16 protein-coding genes and 2 tRNA genes are annotated in these 17551 nt (G+C 62.8%); 5 read left to right on the top strand and 13 right to left on the bottom strand.

Translation table 11 applies throughout. From position 1 onward, the window contains the following. Positions 1 to 20: 20 nt before the first annotated feature. From ACIQLI_RS04410 to ACIQLI_RS04400, 3 genes are all read right to left on the bottom strand, one after another. On the bottom strand, positions 21 to 245 hold the full coding sequence (locus tag ACIQLI_RS04410) for a DUF3188 domain-containing protein (protein ID WP_354230432.1): 225 nt from the start codon (positions 243 to 245) through the stop codon (positions 21 to 23). 207 nt (positions 246 to 452) lie between these two features. Next, positions 453 to 1370: a DUF2797 domain-containing protein gene (locus ACIQLI_RS04405; RefSeq protein ID WP_400385435.1), complete on the bottom strand. Its 918-nt coding sequence runs from the start codon at positions 1368 to 1370 to the stop codon at positions 453 to 455. A 2-nt stretch (positions 1371 to 1372) separates the two neighbouring features. Next, a complete protein-coding gene (locus ACIQLI_RS04400) occupies positions 1373 to 2236 on the bottom strand; it encodes a CoA ester lyase (protein ID WP_089595840.1) in 864 nt (287 codons plus the stop codon). Between the two features lie 377 nt (positions 2237 to 2613). Between ACIQLI_RS04400 and ACIQLI_RS04395 the strand changes: the two genes are divergently transcribed. From ACIQLI_RS04395 to ACIQLI_RS04380, 4 genes are all read left to right on the top strand, one after another. Continuing rightward, positions 2614 to 3639, top strand: a complete 1026-nt coding sequence (locus tag ACIQLI_RS04395; protein ID WP_400385432.1) for an ABC transporter substrate-binding protein — start codon at positions 2614 to 2616, stop codon at positions 3637 to 3639. 2 nt (positions 3640 to 3641) lie between these two features. Next, positions 3642 to 4532, top strand: coding sequence for an ABC transporter ATP-binding protein (locus tag ACIQLI_RS04390; RefSeq protein WP_089595842.1), 891 nt, complete (start codon positions 3642 to 3644; stop codon positions 4530 to 4532). Beyond that, a complete protein-coding gene (locus tag ACIQLI_RS04385) occupies positions 4532 to 5446 on the top strand; it encodes an ABC transporter permease (RefSeq protein ID WP_400385430.1) in 915 nt (304 codons plus the stop codon). Before ACIQLI_RS04390 ends, ACIQLI_RS04385 begins: the two co-directional genes overlap by 1 nt. A gap of 86 nt (positions 5447 to 5532) precedes the next feature. Then, positions 5533 to 6465 carry a TauD/TfdA dioxygenase family protein gene (locus ACIQLI_RS04380; protein WP_400385427.1) on the top strand — a complete coding sequence of 311 codons (933 nt, stop codon included), beginning with the start codon at positions 5533 to 5535 and terminating at the stop codon, positions 6463 to 6465. A 104-nt stretch (positions 6466 to 6569) separates the two neighbouring features. On the opposite strand, the gene ACIQLI_RS04375 is transcribed toward ACIQLI_RS04380, so the two are convergent. The 5 genes from ACIQLI_RS04375 to ACIQLI_RS04355 all read right to left on the bottom strand — a co-directional run bounded on the left by ACIQLI_RS04375 (position 6570) and on the right by ACIQLI_RS04355 (position 12538). After that, positions 6570 to 7529, bottom strand: coding sequence for an aldo/keto reductase family oxidoreductase (locus ACIQLI_RS04375; protein WP_400385424.1), 960 nt, complete (start codon positions 7527 to 7529; stop codon positions 6570 to 6572). 42 nt (positions 7530 to 7571) lie between these two features. Next, a complete protein-coding gene (locus ACIQLI_RS04370) occupies positions 7572 to 9326 on the bottom strand; it encodes a glycoside hydrolase family 13 protein (RefSeq protein WP_400385421.1) in 1755 nt (584 codons plus the stop codon). Between the two features lie 76 nt (positions 9327 to 9402). After that, complete coding sequence (locus ACIQLI_RS04365) at positions 9403 to 10305, bottom strand: carbohydrate ABC transporter permease (RefSeq protein ID WP_354230416.1); 903 nt, start codon at positions 10303 to 10305, stop codon at positions 9403 to 9405. Beyond that, positions 10305 to 11249, bottom strand: coding sequence for a sugar ABC transporter permease (locus tag ACIQLI_RS04360; RefSeq protein ID WP_354230414.1), 945 nt, complete (start codon positions 11247 to 11249; stop codon positions 10305 to 10307). The genes ACIQLI_RS04365 and ACIQLI_RS04360 overlap by 1 nt, the downstream gene beginning before the upstream one ends. A gap of 23 nt (positions 11250 to 11272) precedes the next feature. Beyond that, positions 11273 to 12538, bottom strand: a complete 1266-nt coding sequence (locus ACIQLI_RS04355; protein WP_400385416.1) for an ABC transporter substrate-binding protein — start codon at positions 12536 to 12538, stop codon at positions 11273 to 11275. 242 nt (positions 12539 to 12780) lie between these two features. On the opposite strand from ACIQLI_RS04355, the gene ACIQLI_RS04350 reads away from it, so the two are divergent. Beyond that, positions 12781 to 14004 carry an ROK family protein gene (locus ACIQLI_RS04350; RefSeq protein WP_400385413.1) on the top strand — a complete coding sequence of 408 codons (1224 nt, stop codon included), beginning with the start codon at positions 12781 to 12783 and terminating at the stop codon, positions 14002 to 14004. An 80-nt stretch (positions 14005 to 14084) separates the two neighbouring features. Here ACIQLI_RS04350 and ACIQLI_RS04345 read toward each other — a convergent pair whose 3' ends face one another. From ACIQLI_RS04345 to ACIQLI_RS04325, 5 genes are all read right to left on the bottom strand, one after another. Further along, positions 14085 to 15656: a Na+/H+ antiporter gene (locus ACIQLI_RS04345; protein WP_400385410.1), complete on the bottom strand. Its 1572-nt coding sequence runs from the start codon at positions 15654 to 15656 to the stop codon at positions 14085 to 14087. Between the two features lie 139 nt (positions 15657 to 15795). Continuing rightward, complete coding sequence (locus tag ACIQLI_RS04340; RefSeq protein WP_354230406.1) at positions 15796 to 16452, bottom strand: NAD(P)-binding oxidoreductase; 657 nt, start codon at positions 16450 to 16452, stop codon at positions 15796 to 15798. Positions 16453 to 16517: 65 nt separating this feature from the next. Continuing rightward, a tRNA-Met gene (locus tag ACIQLI_RS04335) sits at positions 16518 to 16591 on the bottom strand. A gap of 61 nt (positions 16592 to 16652) precedes the next feature. After that, positions 16653 to 16724, bottom strand: a tRNA-Thr gene (locus ACIQLI_RS04330). Between the two features lie 130 nt (positions 16725 to 16854). Next, on the bottom strand, positions 16855 to 17400 hold the full coding sequence (locus tag ACIQLI_RS04325; RefSeq protein ID WP_400385407.1) for a LysM peptidoglycan-binding domain-containing protein: 546 nt from the start codon (positions 17398 to 17400) through the stop codon (positions 16855 to 16857). Positions 17401 to 17551 lie beyond the last annotated feature (151 nt).

Raw genomic sequence — 17551 nt, 5'->3', positions numbered from 1 at the left:
GCGCCTTCTTTGGGTGGCCGTTACTTCTTGTAGCTCTTACGGATCTTCTGGCCTCGGATGACCAGCCCCGTGACATGCAGCAGCAGCCCGACGCCAATGACGGGCAGCGACGCCATGGCCAGCCCTTGGTTGCCGGACGTGTTCCCCACGATGGACAGGATAAGCCCGACGGCGATCAACCCCATGGCGCCGAAAACCAGCACTTTGTAGGAGGTGGAGGCGGTGGCCCAGAATTCGTTCAGCACCGTCCAAGTCTACCGGGGCGTTGCGGCCGGGGCGTTGTGAGGCCCGCTCTGCGCCCTCAGAGCGCGAAATACCCCGCACAGCGGGCCCCACAACGGGGAGGCCTTGCCGAGGGGTTGGATTTCAACTGAAAGGGGGGCTCTTTTCTGCCGAGATGTCGCCCCTCGCCGATTAGAGACGTCGCCCCTCGCCGTACCCAGAAAAGGGCGTTAGAAAAGGGAATCCTGCAGCGCCGGGATTTCCGTGAGGTACGGGCCGAACTCGATCTTGCGGCCTTTCAACGCGCCCAGGTCCGCCACGAAGCTGCCCTCCACCTCTACACCTGAAGCGTCGGGAAGACCTGCCAGGGCGATGGCCCCGGACAGGGCGTGGACCCGCAGGCCGTGCCCGCCGGCGTCGAACGCTACCGGGTATGGGTGGCGACGCCCGTCGTCGGCGGCATCACAAAGCCGGTCTGCCAGCGCGGGCCGGTCCCACTCTTCCTCCACAACGGAATTGCCGGTCATCGCGAGCCCGCCCAGCAACTCACGCACCCGCCCGGCGTGCTGACGGTTCAACGCCAAAAGCTCGACGCCGGCGCGCGGCTCCACGAGGCCGGCGGCCTTGGAGGCGGAACGGATTTGCTGGACGAGGCCGAGTTCGCGCGTGACCATGTCCTCGAGAATGCGAACAACACGGCCGTCCTCGGCGTGGGCCACGTAGGAAGCGTGCACCGCCCCCTGCTCGGCCAGCCGGTTCCATTTGCGCTGTGCTGAGGCCGTACCCACTTTGGTGGCACCGTTCGCAAAAGTGGCCACGTAGAGCCAGTGCGGCTGCATCAGATAGGCCCGCAGGCCTGTGGGCACCGAGGTGCCGCGATGGAAGTCGTGCATGAGCCGGGAGTCGTCGCGGGCAAAGCAGGCCCCGCATTGCTTGCCACGCTCCGCCGGGGAACTGCCGCGGCACGGAACATGCGTGCGGTCCCCCGGACCGTGGACCTTGGTATGGCCCAGGCACCACAGACCGGGGATAACGCGCAGGCCCAGGGCTGAGCCCCGGGCCAACGCGATGTCAGTGAACTCCGCGTCCGGCGAGAACAATCTCAACGCCGGGGAAGCAGAGTCCCAAACGACTCCGTGAACCAGCATGCTTACAAGGAAGGCTGGACTCCGAAGGCCACTGCGAGCTTCATGATTTTCTCGGCACGGCCCAAACGCGGGAGGTCCGAACCGTCGCGGATGACGCGGCCGTTGGCTTCGAAGTCGTTCATGAAGTCGGTGGCCCAGGCGACGTCGGACGGCGTAGGGCTGATGACCTCGTTGATCACGGTGGTCTGGTCGATGGCCAGGCACAGCTTGCCTGTCATGCCCATGGTCACGGTGATGCCGGTCTGCTCGCGCAGGATGGGGTGGTTGGTGCCGACAGTGGGGCCGTCGATGGGGCCCGGCAAGTTGCCCACGCGGCTGGCGACAACCAGCTTGGCGCGCGGGTAGGCCATGGCTTCCGGGGTTGCCGCCATGCCGGTGTCGCGGCGGAAATCGCCGGAGCCGAAAGCAAGGCGGAAGGCACCCTGGGCACGGGCAATGTGGTTGGCTTCCTCGATGCCGAGGGCGGACTCAACCAGTGCGATCACGGGAGTCTTGCCGTCCATGCGGTGGTAGGACTCGGTGACCTGGTCAGCGGATTCGGTCTTGGCCAGCATCACGCCGAGCAGGCCAGGGGTGCCGCGGAGCCCGGCGAGGTCGTCGGCCCAGAACGGGCTGGTGGCGTCATTGATTCGAACCCAGGCCTGGCCACCGGCGGTCAGCCAGTTAACGACATTCTCGCGGGCCATGTCCTTCTGTGAGGGATCCACGGCGTCTTCGATGTCCAGGATGATGGCGTCGGCCCGTGAACCCGCAGATTCGTCAAAAAGCTCCGTTTTCATGGCGTTCACAAGGAGCCACGAACGGGCGATATCAGCGGGAATGTTGCGGGTAGGCCGAATGGACTCGGCGGCGATGCTAGACGTCATGTATCTACCGTATCCGTCAGGCGGGCCGCACGGCGAAGAAATACGCCCGGTTGTGAGGATCAATACGAACTAAACCCCATATGACTGTGGGGTCCAACAGTATGACGTCCGACGGCGGGACGCGCCAGTCATGTCCGGCCCGCCTGTCGCTGTTGTTCATCAGGCTCAACGCGGCGTCTTTGTGTCCTCGGGTTGCCGGGAATGGCCCAGGATTTCGCCCTGTTTCCGGCTGTTTCGCAGCGTTTCCAGGCGTTACCCCATCACTTCCCACGCAGCACCGAAATGGGCTTTCATCGTTCCCAAGCCGTTGCACGGGTTCCCAAGCCTTTGCGTCAGCCGGCTACCCAACACCTTCCAACCCATCGAAAGTAGCTCCCATGAAACTGCATCTGCCCCTGCTGAGCGTCGCGGCCGCCGTCGTACTAGCGCTGACGGTGAGCGGCTGCGGCGGCGCTGCCGAAGCCGGACAAACAGGCCAAGCCGGAAACGAGGTCAAAGAACTCCGGTACCAGGGATCGGCCAACAATGTGACCTTTCCGGAACTGGCCGCAGACCTCGGATATCTGGGTGACCTGAAGCTGAACTGGGTAGGGAACACCACCAGCGGTCCGCAGGACATCCAATCCGCAGCGACCAACCAAACGGACGTCGGCGGGGCGTTCTCCGGAGCGGTGGTCAAGCTCATTGAAGCCGGCGCACCGGTCAAGGCTGTGACCAACTACTACGGCTCCGACGAGAAGACCTTCAGCGGGTATTACGTCAAGGCGGAAAGCACCATCAAGGAACCGCGCGACCTGATTGGCAAGAAGATCGCGGTGAACACCCTTGGCGCCCACCACGAAGCCGTCATCAACACGTGGCTGACCAAGAACGGCCTCAGCCAGGACGAGATCAAACAGGTCCAGCTGGTCCCGCTGGCACCGAACGACACCGAGGAAGCGATTCGTCGTGGACAGGTGGACGCCGGAACGCTCGGCGGCGTCCTGCAGGACCGGGCCATTGAAGCCGGCGGACTGCGCTCGCTTTTCAGTGACGTGGAGCTGTTCGGTACCTTCGCCGGCGGCCAGATCGTGCTCCGGAACGACTTCATCGAAAAGAACCCGAACACCACCCGCACCTTCACCACTGGAGTTGCCAAAGCGATCAAATGGGCAGCGGAAACGCCTCGCGACGAGGTCATTGCCCGCTTCACCAAGATCATCGAGAGCCGCGGCCGCAACGAGAGCACGGCCAACCTGAAGTTCTGGAAGAGCCCCGGGGTCCCGGACTCAGGGGTGATCAAGGACGAGGATTTCACCCGCTGGGAGGCCTGGCTTAACGCGTCGGGAATCGTCAAGGACAAGCTGGCGCCGTCCAAGTACTACACGAACGGGTTCAACGAGCTCGCCGGGAAGAAGGGATAGCCATGACCGCGAAAATCAGCCTCCGGAACGTCACCAAAGAGTTCACGGTCCGGGCCACCAAGACCACCAGCGCCACCCGCCTCACTGCCATCGATTCCCTGAGCCTGGACGTCCGCGACGGCGAGTTCCTCACCTTGGTGGGGCCCAGCGGTTCGGGCAAGACCACGCTGCTGGACCTCTTGGCCGGACTTTCCACGCCGACGTCCGGTGAAGTCCTCGTGGATGGCAAACCGGTCACCGGGCCCGGCAAGGACCGGGCCGTCGTGTTCCAGCAGTATGCGTTATTCCCGTGGCGGACAGCATCTGCCAACGTCTCCATCGGGCTTGAAGGAGTGGGCCCGGACGGCAGGAAACTGAACCGCCGCGAGCGGGCAGCGAAAGCCAGCGAATACTTGGCTTTGGTGGGGCTGGCGGGCTTCGAGGACCGCTATCCGCATGAGCTCTCCGGCGGCATGAAGCAGCGGGTGGCCATCGCCCGAAGCCTGGCCTACGAGCCGGACGTGTTGCTGATGGACGAGCCCTTCGCCGCCTTGGATGCCCAGACACGCGAGCAGCTCCAGGACGAGCTCCTCAGGATCTGGAAGGCCACCGGAAAGACCATCGTGTTCATCACCCACGGCATTGACGAGGCCGTGTACCTCGGCGAGCGCGTCGCTGTCCTGAGCGCGCGTCCGGGGCGGCTCAAGGAAATCGTGGACATCACCATTCCGGACCGTGACGGCGACGAAGACATCCGTTCCAACCCTGCCTTCGTTGAACACCGACACCAGGTCTGGACGCTCCTGCACGATGAAGTCCGTCGCGCCCAGGACGCCGGCCACCGCAAGATTCTGCCGGACGGCAGCGCACCGGACGAACCCGCAACCATCACCAAGGAAAGGAGCGCGGCCTGATGACCACCACGCTCATTCATACAGAAGCCGCACCCACGGCGGGCTCCGCGGCCAACCCAACTGCCGCCGTCGAGCGTTCCCCGCAGGCTCCTGCAGAAGGCACGACGCCGGCACCCGGCAGAGTGCGACGCGTCACCGCGGCGGCCGGTTCAATTCTCTGGAAGTCCACGGCCATCCTGGCGTTCCTGGCGCTCTGGGAGCTGGGGCCGACGTACTTGGCCAGCCCCTCCACACGGGTGTTCCTTCCGCCGCTGCACGAAGTACTCCTGGCGTGGGGAAAGCTCTTCGAAGCCGGCACCATCCAAGGCCACATCGCTGCCAGCCTCACCCGTTCCGTGGCAGGCTTCGGCGCCGCACTGGTGGCTGGTGTGTCGCTGGGATTGCTCATTGCCTGGTACGGGCGGTTGAACTCGGTCCTGAACCCGCTGCTGGAGTTGTTCCGCAACACCGCTGCATTGGCTTTGCTGCCGGTGTTTACGCTGTTGCTGGGCATTGGCGAGGAGTCAAAGATCAGCATTGTTGCTTACGCCGCGTTCTTCCCGGTCCTCCTGAACACCATTGCCGGGGTGAAGACCGTGGACCCGCTCCTGATCAGGGCGGCGCGCTCGCTGGGGCTCAACAGCTTCCGGCTCTTCCAGAAAGTCATTCTCCCGTCCGCCGTGCCCACCATTTTCACGGGTATCCGTATGGCCGGCACCGCATCAATCCTGGTGCTGATCGCCGCCGAAATGGTGGGAGCCAAGGCCGGCCTGGGGTATCTGATCGTGAACGCGCAGAGCAGCTTCCTGATCCCGGACATGTACGCCGGCATTCTTACGGTGTCCTTGTTGGGGCTCGGCGTGAACTTCCTCTTGGTAGCCCTTGAACGGCACTTCTCCCGCTGGCGTACCGCTGTTGGTGCCGACGCTTCCTAGAACCAAACCGCTTCCCGGAACAACCAGCTTCCTGGAACCATCCCGCGGCACCTGCCGCAACCATCACAACAAGTAAGGAACTCATCATGACCGTCATTACCGAAACCAAACTAGAGTTCGCCAAGCTGGGCTCCCGCATCGGCGCCGAAATCCGCGGGCTGGATATCAGCGGAGACCTCAGCGAGGACACAGCGGCCCAAATCAGGGCAGCTCTCAACGAGCACAAAGCCTTGGTGTTCCGCGAGGCCAACATCCTCACTGACGAAGCCCAGGTGAAGTTCGCCTCGCACTTTGGCCCCCTTACCAAAGCGCATCCCACGGTTGCCTCCGTAGACGGCGAAGAGAACGTCCTGCCCGTGGACAGCGAGAACGGCTCGGCCAACAATTGGCACACCGACGTCACGTTCGTAGTGAACCCGCCGCAGGCTTCAACGCTGCGCAGCATTGACCTTCCGGCGTACGGTGGCGAAACGCTGATTGCCTCCTCTGCCGGTGCCTACCAGGACCTCCCGGACGAGTTGCGCAGCTTCGCGGACAACCTCTGGGCCATCCACACCAATGACTACGACTACTCGGTGCCCAAGAACCTGGAGCACTCCAACGCCGAAGAGCGGCGCAAGGAGTTCACCCGCCTGAAGTTCGAAACCGCCCACCCCGTAGTACGGGTCCACCCTTTGACCGGCGAGCGCGGATTGTTCATTGGGGGCTTCGCGCAGCGGCTGCGGATTGTGGGCCTGTCCAACACCGAATCCAAGGACATCATCCGCCTGCTGCAGGCCTACGTGACGCGTCCGGAGAACGTAGTCCGGGTGAATTGGGAGCCGAACCAGGTAGTCCTTTTCGACAACCGCATCACCCAGCACTACGCCCCGGACAACTACGATGGCCAGCCGCGCAAGCTCAATCGCGTGACCATCGCCGGCGACATTCCGGTGAGCATCGACGGCAAGCCCAGCCAAGCCTTGCAGGGTGACTCGAGCACCTACTCGGTGGTGGCTCCGATCAGCCACGCATCGTAGGCGTACTCCATGTGTTGCTGTCCGCACCCAACTGGCTCGCATTAGTGGTCCTTCCCAGGCTTGGGAACAGCCACAAATGCGAGCCAGTTGGGTTAAACCCGGGGTTAGGGGATGTTGTTTCCCCGGGCAGTCACCCACAGACCGTACCACTGGGCACGTGTCATCTCCTTCGCGACAGCTGCGGCATCGGCGCATGCCGCAATCCGGGTGGGATGAGTGGTTCCCACTACCGGCGAGATCCTGGCCGGGTGCTTCATCAGCCAACCCAGCAACACTGATTCCGGCGTGGTGTTCTTCTCCTCCGCCAGTTGTTCCAGCATCTCCGTTACAGCCGACTCCGCCGGTGAGAACTCATCCGACGTCGCCCCTGTGTAACGCCCTTGCGCCAAGGAACCATACGCCTGAAGTTCAATTCCCTGGGCCATGCAGTGCTCCAGGGTTCCGTGCGGGAAGCTGTATCCCGCCCCTTCTGCGTGGTTGACCAGCACGGTGCTCTCCAGCCAGTCCCGGCGCAGCAGGCTCATTTCCAACTGGTTCGCCACCACAGGCGTCTCCAACTGGTCCTGCAGGAACGCGATCTGCGCACCGGACATGTTAGACACGCCCAAGTGCCGCACCTTGCCTTCCGCCATCAATTGCCCGACGGCGTCCGCCACCTCGCGCGGGTCCATCAACGGATCGGGCCGGTGCAGGAGCAGCACGTCCACGTAATCTGTCTGGAGCCGTTTGAGGCTCCCGTTGACCCGCTCAAGGATGGCGTCACGGCTGAGGTCGTAATGCGTCTGGAGTCCGCGCTCCCCCAGCCTGATGCCGCACTTGGTCTGCAGCTGGATCCTCTCGCGCAGACCCTGCGAACGGGCGAGGACTTCACCAAACACGGCCTCGGACTTTCCGCTGCGATAGATATCCGCATGGTCGAAAAGTTCAATGCCAATCCCCCGGGCAGCTTCAACCACCGCAGCGGCCTGATCGATCTCAGCGGCCCCGTAAGATGTACCATCCCACGGGCCGCCGAGTCCCATGCAGCCATAGATGAGGCGTCCCCGCCCGTTCGTATTCGTCATGACTTCAGTATTCTGCCCCGGCGTCCGTCTTGTCCTCAGCGCTTACGCGTTGCTAACAACCCAGGCAGTGGTGTCGGACGGCAGCTTGCCATCCTCCAGTGGAGCGCTGGCTACCACCACGTCACCTTCAGGCAACTCAACAGGTTCGCCGCCAAAGTTGGTGACGATGTGCCAGCCACCGGGGCGGCTGAAGTGCAGCACGTCCTGATTGCCGGTTTCCACCCACTCAAGTTCCTCAGCCGTCTGGAGTTCGCTGCGAAGGCCCAATGCCGTGCGGTAGAGCTCCAGCGTGGAACCGGCCACGCCGTCCTGGGTGGATACTGCGTAATCCTTGAACCACTCCGGCTGCGGAAGGTGCGCCTTGCCCGCACCGAAGCCAAAGGACGGGCCTTCCACGGTCCACGGCAGCGGCACGCGGCAGCCGTCGCGCCCGATCTCCACGCCCGGGTTGCGGAAGAAGGACGGGTCCTGGCGTTCCGAGTCAGGGATTTCCGAGACTTCACGCAAGCCGAGCTCTTCACCTTGGTAGAGGTAGGCCGAGCCAGGGAGCGCAAGCAGCAGCAGCGTCGCGGCGCGGGCACGACGCAAGCCAAGTTCGACGTCGAGCTCTTCAGCCGGTGCGCCGGCCAGCAGCCAGCCTTTGCCATCCTGGCCCTTGGGCTCGCCGCCGGTAATGTCCTGTGCCGCATTGGTTCCCTGCGCAACGGAGCCGCCCTTGGGCAGGCCGTACCGCGTGGCGTGCCGAACCACATCGTGGTTGGAGAAAACCCACGTGGATGAAGCACCGGATTCCTTGGCTGCCACCAAGTTGTCCGTGATGATTTTCCGGAACGATGCAGCATCGAAGTCGGACTGCAGGAGATCGAAATTGAACGCCTGCCCCAGTCCTTCGGGGCTGGCATAACGGGCGCGGCGGGACTCGTGGACCCAGGCCTCAGCGACAGCCGTACGGGGCGGGTTGTACTCGTTGAAGAGCTTGCGCCACTCCGCATAGACCTCGTGGACCTCATCGCGGTCCCAGAACGGGTGGGAACCATCGGTGAAGCCATCGGTTCCGTGGGCCTTGGCTTCGAGGTCGGCCTTCATGGGCAGCGGCTCGGACAGATCTTTGGCCATGCCGTGGGCAACGTCGATCCTGAAACCATCAACGCCGCGGTCCGACCAGAAGCGCAGGGTCTTCAGGAAGTCCTCACGGATTTCCGGGTTGTCCCAGTTGAAGTCCGGCTGCTCCTTGGCAAAAATGTGCAGGTACCACTGGCCGGGGGTGCCATCCGGCTCGGTGATGCGATCCCAGATGGGACCGCCAAAGACAGAATCCCAGTCCGACGGCGGCAGCTCACCGTTTTCGCCCCGGCCATCACGGAAGATGTAACGCTCGCGGGCGGCGGAGCCCTTGGGCGAAGCCAAGGCTTCCTTGAACCACTCATGGCGGTCGGAGGAATGGTTGGGGACGATGTCCGCCACGATCTTGATTCCGGCGGCGTGCAGGGCTTCAACCATCTCGTCGAAGTCCTCAAGTGTGCCCAGCTTCGGATCCACATTGCGGTAGTCATCCACGTCGTAGCCGCCGTCAGCGAGCGCAGAAGGGTAGAAGGGGCTCAGCCAGACGGCGTCGATCCCCAATTCCTTGAGGTAAGGAACTTTGGCGGTGATGCCCTTGATGTCCCCCAGTCCGTCGCCGTTGGCGTCGTGGAAGCTGCGGGGATAGATCTGGTAGACAGCCGCCTGGCGCCACCAGTTGGGGTCGGCCATGCGATCTACATCGGTACGGTGTGCTTGAGTAGCGGAAGTGCTCACGAAACTCCTTTGATTTAGTATCTAAATTTATATCCCGAACCAGTATGAAACGGCCGGACGTCGCAGGTCAACAGGCCTAGCCCTTGACAGCCCCCTGGGTAACCCCCGCCATGACCCACCGTTGCGTGAACAGGTAGGCGACAATCGCCGGGGCCATAGCCATCAGGTAGGACGCGAAGGACACGTGGTAGTTGTTGCTGAACTGGGTCTGGAACAGGTTTTGCCGCACCGGAAGCGTCTGCAGGGACGGGTCGGAGATGATCAGCGAGGGCATCATGAAGTCATTCCATGCATAGAGGAAGGCGAAGATTCCCACGGTTGCGCTCATTGGCGCCAGCAGCGGGAAGATGAGCTTCCAGAAGGTCTGCCAGGTGGTAGCGCCGTCGATCCTTGCACTCTCTTCCAACTCCATGGGGATGGAGCGGAGGAAGGCGGTGAAGAGCAGCACGCTGAAGCTCAACTGGAACATGGTGGCCAGCAGGATCACCCCGAAAGGGTTGTCCAGTCCCAAGCGGCCCGTGAGCTGGATTTGCGGCAGCGCCACCACCGGGAAGGGAATGAACATGGCCCCCAGCAGGTAGAAGAACGAGTACCGGAACAACCGGCGCTCCCAGTTGCGAACGATCGCATAAGAAGCAAAGGCCGCCAGAATAATGGTGGCCACCACTGTCCCAGCGGTTACCAGCAACGACATCGCGGCGCCCACCGGGAAGTTGGTCAACGTCCAGGCTTGGACAAAGCCCTCGAAACTGAAGGGAGCAGGGAAGGAGAAGGCATTGCCGTCCACCGCCTGCCCCTGGGTCTTCAGCGCCATGGAGATGGTGACGTACAGCGGCAGGAGCACGGTGACAGCGCACAGGACCAAGATCGTGGTCGCTGGCCAGTTCACCCGCTCAACGGCGGATTCGGACCGGCGTCGGCTCTTTCCAGCGGGCTGGGTGGTGGGCTCGACGATGGCGAGGGTGGCTTGATTGGTCATCAGAGTGCATTCCGTCCGCGAGTCAGCGAAAGCTGTACGAGAGAGATAACAATGGCGACCACGAAGAAGATCGTGGCGTTGGCCATCTGGTAGGCGTAGTCGCCGCCGTTGAAGCCCGAGATGACGGTCATCGCGATGCTTCGGGTTGAGGTGCCCGGGCCACCGTTGGTCAGGCCAACGATGATGTCGTAGGCGTTCAGGAAGCCCTTGAACCCCAGGATGATGTTGATGACCACGTAGCCCGAAACCAGCGGAAGCGTGATCTTTACCAGTTGCTGGAACTTGCTGGCGCCGTCGATCTCCGCAGCTTCATAGACGTCCCCCGGCACTGCCACCAGGCCTGCGATGTAGATCAGCAGGGCACCCGGCACAGCCTGCCAGGCCGTGACCACAACAATGGCTACCCAGGCGAGGTCCGGGTTTGCCAGCAGGCTGCTCTCCAGCCAGGGGATCCCGGCCGCGGCACCCAAGGATGGCAGAGAGTTCGAGAACAGGAAGTTGAAGACATAGGCGATGATGATGCCTGAGACCACCATGGGAATGACGAAGATGGTCCGCAATGCCGATTTCATCCGGATGCGCGACGTCAGCCCGACGGCGAGGAGGAACGCCACCACGTTGACCGCAATCACCGTCACGATGGAAAACCCGAAGGTAAACAGGTAGCTCTGCAGGATCGCGGGATCACTGAAGATAGCTATGTAGTTGGTCAGGCCGACGAATTCCCAGTCGCCGATTCCGATGGAGTTGGTGAAACTGAAGAAGATGCCGATGATCCCCGGAACGGTGATGGCCAACGTGAAGAGGATAAGGCTGGGGACGAGGAAAAAATAGAAGATCGGTTCGACCCGGCGCCTGCTGCCCTGCCGCTGACGGCTTTGCTTGGGGGAAGCCTGCTTCCGGCCGTCCTGCCCGGACGTGGTGGGGGTGGTGGTGATGGACATGATGGTGACTCCCTGCTTCGGCGCTACTGGCGGAACGCCAGGCGCGCCCAATCTGCGTCGAGGGTGCTAAGGGTGGAGGTTGGGCTGGCGCCGAAAACGAGGGCCTGCGTGTAGTTCATAATCGGGATGGTCTTTGGCACCAGCACCGAGGGACCCTGGTAGACCTGGGATTGCTCGTAGTACCGCACCATTCCTTCGATCCGGGGATCGGGAACCACGGCAGAATCCTTGGTGGGGGTGAAGCCCAACTGCGATTTGTTGTAGGCATCGATCACTTCGGGCCGGTAAAGGTACTCAAGGAAGTCCCGTGCGGCTTCCTTATGCTTGGAGGCCTCAGGAATCCAGGCGGCAAGGTCCACGTTCACCCGGACGCGCAGGTCCTGGGGATCATCGGTCATCGGCAGTGGGAAGGTTCCGAGTTTCAGGTCCGGGGCGGTCTTCGCGATCTCGCTGAAGGCCCACGGCCCCTGCAGGTACATGGCGGCCTTGCCCTGTGAGAACGCCAGGTTGCCGTCACCGTAGGCCCGGCTGGCTGCATCCTTGTTCACGTACTTCGAGGCCAATTCCAGCATCTTGCCAACAGGCTTTTCAAAGTCCTTCTGGAAGGACACTGCAGATTTTGGCCCCACGTTGGTGCCTGCCGCGGAAAGCTTGTCGAAGAAGTCCAGCGTGTCCACCTGGCCGCCCACGGAATAGTCGAACCAGCCTTGGGCGATGGTCCAGTCGTCCTTCCACGTGGCGTAGAACGGCGTCACTCCAGCAGCTTTGAGTTGATCGCATGCTGCGGTCAACTCACTCCAGGTGGTGGGCACCTTGATGTTGTTGGCTGCGAAGATTTCCTTGTTGTAGATGACCGAGGAGGCCATGATCGAATACGGCAGCGCGCTGGTGCGGTCCGGATAGGTCCCGTACTGGTCCATCAACGGCTGGAGATCTTCCCGGATCCTTGACGCCGCATCCGTACCGGACAGATCGCTCAACGCACCGCGCTGAACAAAGCGGGACGTTTCCATGTTGTAGTTCGCGAGGGCAATGTCCGGCGGATTTCCACGAACGAAGCTGGCGGACACAACGTCCACGCCTGAGGTGTCCAGGACAACCTCGGTGTCGTTCTGGGAAGCGTTGTAGTCGGCAACGAGCTTGGTCATGAAGCCGATGGCTTCACGTTTGCTGAACGTAAACCGGATGGTTTCTTTGCCTTGATCCCCGGTGCACCCTGTGAGGAGGCCAGCCAGCAAGGCCAGCCCCAGGGTCACCGCCGCCAGGCGATTCTTGCGCGTAGGTTTCACAGACTCCGTGGTCCTTTCGTCGTGCGGACCTCAGTGGCCGCCGTGCCATCGGAAGGGGGTCACTGACCACCAGCTCCGATGTTTAGATAGGAGATAAATTTATGACCTATCGCAAGTTTGAGTGACCGGCGCCACAGGGTCAAGCTTTTGACGAAATCCGTCGTCATCTAAATTTATGTACTAAATTTAGAGAGATCGTTCTATCATTCCCGGCTGACAGCCCCAAGAGTTCGGAGTACCCCATGCTGACTGGGACTGCACCATCAACACAGCTGGTCCGCCGGGTCAATGCCAGCGCAATGCTCAAGGCAATGCGTGGCGCCGGCGTCCTCACCGGGACGGAACTCATGGATTCCACCGGTCTCTCGCGTGCCACGGTCATATCGATCTGCGACGAACTGGTCCGCCTCGGATGGCTGCAGGAACTTGAAAACCAGCGCGGCACGGGTGAATACGTCAAAGGCAGGCCCGCACGCCGCTTTGTTTTCGACGACGGCGCGGCCAGTGTGCTCGGAATCGACATCGGCGCCACCAAGATCACCACGATCGTGGCCAATATGGCCGGAACAGCGTTGTCCCAGGTCACCATGCCGTTCCGCACCTACAACGTCCCGGCTGACGAACGCGCCGACGTCTTGGACAGGATCGCCGCAGAGGCCCTGAAGAAGGCCGGCGTGGCTGCGGATTCCGTTCTCGCAGTGTCCGTCGGAGTGGCCGCCCCGGTCAGCCGCGACGGCGAGGTACTCAGGGCCCAGGAATTCTGGAAATCCTTCGATGTCCGCCGGATAGTGTCCGAGCGGCACGGCTGGCACGTCCTGCTCGAAAACGATGCCAACCTCGCAGCCCTCGCTGAACGGTGGCAAGGTACCGCGCAGGGAGTGGACAATCTTGTGGTCATGCTGGCCGGTGACCGGTTGGGCTCAGGCATCATGGAATCCGGCCGCCTGCTCCACGGGCAACTGGGTGGCTTTGGTGAATTGGGATATCTCGATCATGTGGATGGGGTGGGCGACACCTACGGCATTGCCCACTACGCCGCGCTGTGGGGACGTGAAGCCATGGAAAGCAATCCGGCCACTACGCTGCGGACGCTGTGCGGCGGGAATCCTGAAGCCTTGACCGCTGAGATGGTTTTCACCGCAGCCGCGGACGGAGACGGCCCCGCCCGTACGGCCTTGGATCGCCTGACCCAGCGCATGGCCCGGGTCATCGGCTCAGTCAGTACGTTGGTGAACCCGGACCTGGTGGTCATAGCCGGGGCCGTGGCGGCCTCTGCCCAAGCACTGATTCCGGGCATTGAGGAAAAGATGACAGAGTTCACCTTCACTCCCCCGCGCCTGGCAACCTCGCCCCTCGGGGACGGCATTGTCTCCCTCGGCGCGATCCGGCACGCACTGGATTATGTCGAAGAGCACGCTTTGGACCTCTACCCCGCTTCACTGCCGAAACAAGAGGCTGCCGGCTGACCACTTCTTGCCAGCCGGCTACTTCCGGCCGGCCGGCCCGGCAGGCGGCCATTCCAGACTTCGTCCACCCCGGACTTCGGTTAGTCCGGCATCGACATGGTGCGCAGGTCCAGTTGCCTCAGCACCCGGTCTGCCACTTCCGGGTCAGTACCCAGCTCGTTCCGGGCCGCCACCACTTCCTGCCGTGCAGCATCCAGCGCGATGGTCTGCACCGCGATGGACAACTCCCGTCCACGCTTGCGCTTTTCAGCAACCGACTCGTTCCGCAGTGTGCCATCGAGCAGTTCCGCATGCAGCCGGCGCATCTTTTCCTTGACCAGCGCCACCTTCTCCGCCGGGAGTTCCTTCATCAGGTCGTGGTCCTTCAAGGCGGCCACCGCAGCAGACTGGGCGCGTTTGGCCAGGACCTTGGCGGCATCTTGCTCGTGCGTTCCGTCCTCGGTGGCCTTCAGCACCCGCATAAGCCACGGCAGGGTGAGGCCGGGAAGCACCAGGGTTGCCAGGAGGACGGCGCAGGCAATCACCAGGATCTCGTGCCGCGCCGGGAAGTCACTGCCATCCGGCAGGGTCAAGGGAAGCGCCAACGCCAGGGCCAACGTAGCCAGGCCGCGCATGCCGCACCACGTCAGGATCAGCACTTCCTTGGGTGAGGTGGGCTGCAGCAGGTTCCTGCGCCTCCGGGCCGTCAGGGCAAGCAGGCCCAGCCACAAGAACCGGACGACGAACACCAGGATGCAGATGACCACGGCCATGCCGATCATCCCGAAGATCGCAGTCCCCTCGTCCCGGATCACGTGGCGGATTTCGAGCCCCACCAGGCCGAACGCCAGGCCCGTGGCAAGCAACTCCACCACATCCCAGAACGCCGTCCGTGTGATGCGTTCAGCGGCATCCTGCGGCCGCGTATGGCGCTGCAATTCCAAGGCGGTGACGACGACGGCCACCACACCTGAGGCGTGCAACTCTTCCGCGAGGATGTAGGCGGCGAACGGAACCACCAGAGTGACGGCGCTGCGGGCCACCATGGACGTGACCAGCTTGGTGATGAACTTGGTCAGCCACCCCATGGCGATGCCGATCACCACGGCCAGGGCGGCTCCGATGACGAACTGCGGAATGACTTCCGGGCCCACTTCCTTGCCGGACATGGTGGCCGCCACGGCAGCCTGGAAGATGACGATGGCAGCGGCGTCGTTGAAAAGCCCTTCGCTTTGCAAGACCGTGATGAGGCGGCGCGGCATGTGGACGCGGCCGGCTACCGATTCAACGGCAACGGGGTCCGGCGGGGCCACCATGGCACCCAAAGCGATGGCCGCCGGGATTCCGATGCCCGGGATCATGAGCCAGGCAGCACCGGCCACTACAGCCGTTGACACCACCACCAGGGCTACGGCCAGGAGCAGGAGCGTCCGCCACCGCACTCTGAAGACAGCCCAGGAACTCTTCTGGGCAGTGGCAAACAGGAGCGGCGGAAGGAAGATCGGCAGGATCAGCTCAGGCGAGATCTCAAACTCGGGGAAGCCCGGGATGAAGGTCAGTGCCACAGCCAGGAGCAGCATCAGGACCGGGTATGGGAGCCGGAGCCGGTCCCCCAGGCCAACTGCCACCACCGTCGCTAACAGCAACCCGACAATGAGCGCCAACTGATCCATGTTCCTGCTTCCCCAGACGTTGTAAGGCCCTCCCCCGGGCGAAGCCGAAAAAGTTCCCTACCAACATATCCCGGAGTGCAGGCACCCCACGCGGAGTGACGGTGAGTGCGGAGTAACAGCCAGCGCCTCCGCTTCCGGGTCAGTCCTCCGTGAGCGCATCCACCACGTCCGCGGTGCCATCCTTGAACGCAATGGTCCGGTGGATGGTGCCGGGCAGTTCCAGGACAGCGGCCGTGACCAACGCGACGTTGGCCCGCGACGTCTGTGTGCCGCTGCCGGGGTTTTCGGGATCGGTCTGGATCAATCCCGTAGCGGGCTCGTCGGTCAAGGTTCCGGGGCCCAGGACGGTCCAGTCGAGGTCGGTGGCACGCAGGTAGTCGTCAGCCGCTGCTTTGGCCTCCGCGTAGGCGAAGAATGGATTGTCAGCAGGCACCCCGTGGTCCTTCGCCGCACCGATATAGGAGACCATGACATACCGCTTGGCGCCGGCCTCGGCGGCGGCGTCCATCGAGCGGATGGCGGCGTCGCGGTCCACGGCATAGGTTCGGTCCGGATTGCCCCCACCAGCCCCCGCGGACCACACCACGGCGTCGTGGCCGTCGAGTGCCTGGGCGAGTTCCGCCGTCGTCGAGTTTTCCACATCCAGGACCTGCGCGTTGGCGCCGGTTTCGGTGACATCTGCCACATGATCGGGATTTCGGATGAAAGAAGTGACGTCGTGACCTTCGTCACTGAGAATGCGGGACAGATGCAGGGCCACTTTCCCGTGGCCGCCAATGATTGCGATTCGGCTCATGAACCCATTCTGTCCCACAGAACGAAAAAAGACCCCGCAGGCTGAAGCTGCGGGGTCTTGCTCTGTAGCGGTGGGGAGGCTCGATCTCCCGACCTCACGATTATGAGTCGTGCGCTCTAACCAACTGAGCTACACCGCCACGAATGAGAAAAACCTGTGTCAAGCCGGTCAAAACCGCCTTGACACAGGCCCTCATTCAGAGCCCCCCACCGGAATCGATCCGGTGACCTCGTTCTTACCAAGAACGCGCTCTACCACTGAGCTAGGGGGGCAACGAGTAAATACTCTACCGGACGTTTTCAGAAGCTACAAATCGGCGAAAGAACGCGGAAAATCGGCGCCGACACAATTTGCGAAGACGCAGAATTATTGATCTATTTTCGGCTGTTCCGGCTCCCGGTATCAGGGCAGCCGAAGCACCTGCCCCGGGTAGATCCGATCCGGATTGGGGACGGTATCAGCGTTGGCAGCAATCAATGCACCGAGATCCACCCCGAACTGGGCTGCGATCCCACTCAGGGTGTCTCCCTGCTCCACTACAACCTCCGTGACTCTTGGGGCTACAGGTCCCGGCTGCCCGGCCCCTGCTGCAGCTTCAGCGGCCGCCTCCTGCGCCTGCGGCTGGACTTCCGGGGCATCGGGTTCCAAGCCCTCCTGACGGGCCTCCTGGGCCGCTGCGGCGTCCGCTGCCGCCTGCTGCCGGGCCGCTTGGGCTGCGGCGGCCTCAGCGGCCTCCCGGTCAGCTGCTGAAACCTCGACGGCGGCAGCATCCTCTGCGGCCTGGTTACCGGCTGCTGGAGCTACCGGTGCTGTGGCCTCGGCGGGAGCTGCGTCGCGGGCGGCGGACCCGGCATCATCCTTATGATCCTTGTCGCCGTGCAGTAGTTGATCGCCACGCCCTTTGTCACCAAGGCCCAGGTTCCTCTTCACGTTGTCCAGCAATCCCATGGAGCACCCTCCTGCGTTCTGCTTGCGTTCAGTGTTCAGCCGTGACTCGATCGTACGGCGGAGCACTGTCCCAGGGAACCCGGCCTTGTCCGATCCCCCCGCCGCAGAAAGGAGTGCCCAGCGAACAGGACCCGGAAGAGAGCGTTAAATG

Source organism: Paenarthrobacter sp. NPDC091669 (assembly GCF_044756725.1).
Lineage (GTDB): Bacteria > Actinomycetota > Actinomycetes > Actinomycetales > Micrococcaceae > Arthrobacter > Arthrobacter bambusae_C.
Note: the sequence above shows the minus strand (reverse complement) of the source record. Positions and strands in the feature narration are given on the sequence as shown.

What these genes read in the sequence shown, in the direction of transcription:
- ACIQLI_RS04360 (WP_354230414.1), bottom strand. Translation starts at nt 11,249, where the DNA reads ATGTCCATCACCACCACCCCCACCACGTCCGGGCAGGACGGCCGGAAG.
- ACIQLI_RS04340 (WP_354230406.1), bottom strand. Translation starts at nt 16,452, where the DNA reads ATGAGCCGAATCGCAATCATTGGCGGCCACGGGAAAGTGGCCCTGCAT.
- ACIQLI_RS04375 (WP_400385424.1), bottom strand. Translation starts at nt 7,529, where the DNA reads ATGACGAATACGAACGGGCGGGGACGCCTCATCTATGGCTGCATGGGA.
- ACIQLI_RS04380 (WP_400385427.1), top strand. Translation starts at nt 5,533, where the DNA reads ATGACCGTCATTACCGAAACCAAACTAGAGTTCGCCAAGCTGGGCTCC.
- ACIQLI_RS04345 (WP_400385410.1), bottom strand. Translation starts at nt 15,656, where the DNA reads ATGGATCAGTTGGCGCTCATTGTCGGGTTGCTGTTAGCGACGGTGGTG.
- ACIQLI_RS04405 (WP_400385435.1), bottom strand. Translation starts at nt 1,370, where the DNA reads ATGCTGGTTCACGGAGTCGTTTGGGACTCTGCTTCCCCGGCGTTGAGA.
- ACIQLI_RS04365 (WP_354230416.1), bottom strand. Translation starts at nt 10,305, where the DNA reads ATGACCAATCAAGCCACCCTCGCCATCGTCGAGCCCACCACCCAGCCC.
- ACIQLI_RS04395 (WP_400385432.1), top strand. Translation starts at nt 2,614, where the DNA reads ATGAAACTGCATCTGCCCCTGCTGAGCGTCGCGGCCGCCGTCGTACTA.
- ACIQLI_RS04325 (WP_400385407.1), bottom strand. Translation starts at nt 17,400, where the DNA reads ATGGGATTGCTGGACAACGTGAAGAGGAACCTGGGCCTTGGTGACAAA.
- ACIQLI_RS04385 (WP_400385430.1), top strand. Translation starts at nt 4,532, where the DNA reads ATGACCACCACGCTCATTCATACAGAAGCCGCACCCACGGCGGGCTCC.
- ACIQLI_RS04400 (WP_089595840.1), bottom strand. Translation starts at nt 2,236, where the DNA reads ATGACGTCTAGCATCGCCGCCGAGTCCATTCGGCCTACCCGCAACATT.
- ACIQLI_RS04390 (WP_089595842.1), top strand. Translation starts at nt 3,642, where the DNA reads ATGACCGCGAAAATCAGCCTCCGGAACGTCACCAAAGAGTTCACGGTC.
- ACIQLI_RS04350 (WP_400385413.1), top strand. Translation starts at nt 12,781, where the DNA reads ATGCTGACTGGGACTGCACCATCAACACAGCTGGTCCGCCGGGTCAAT.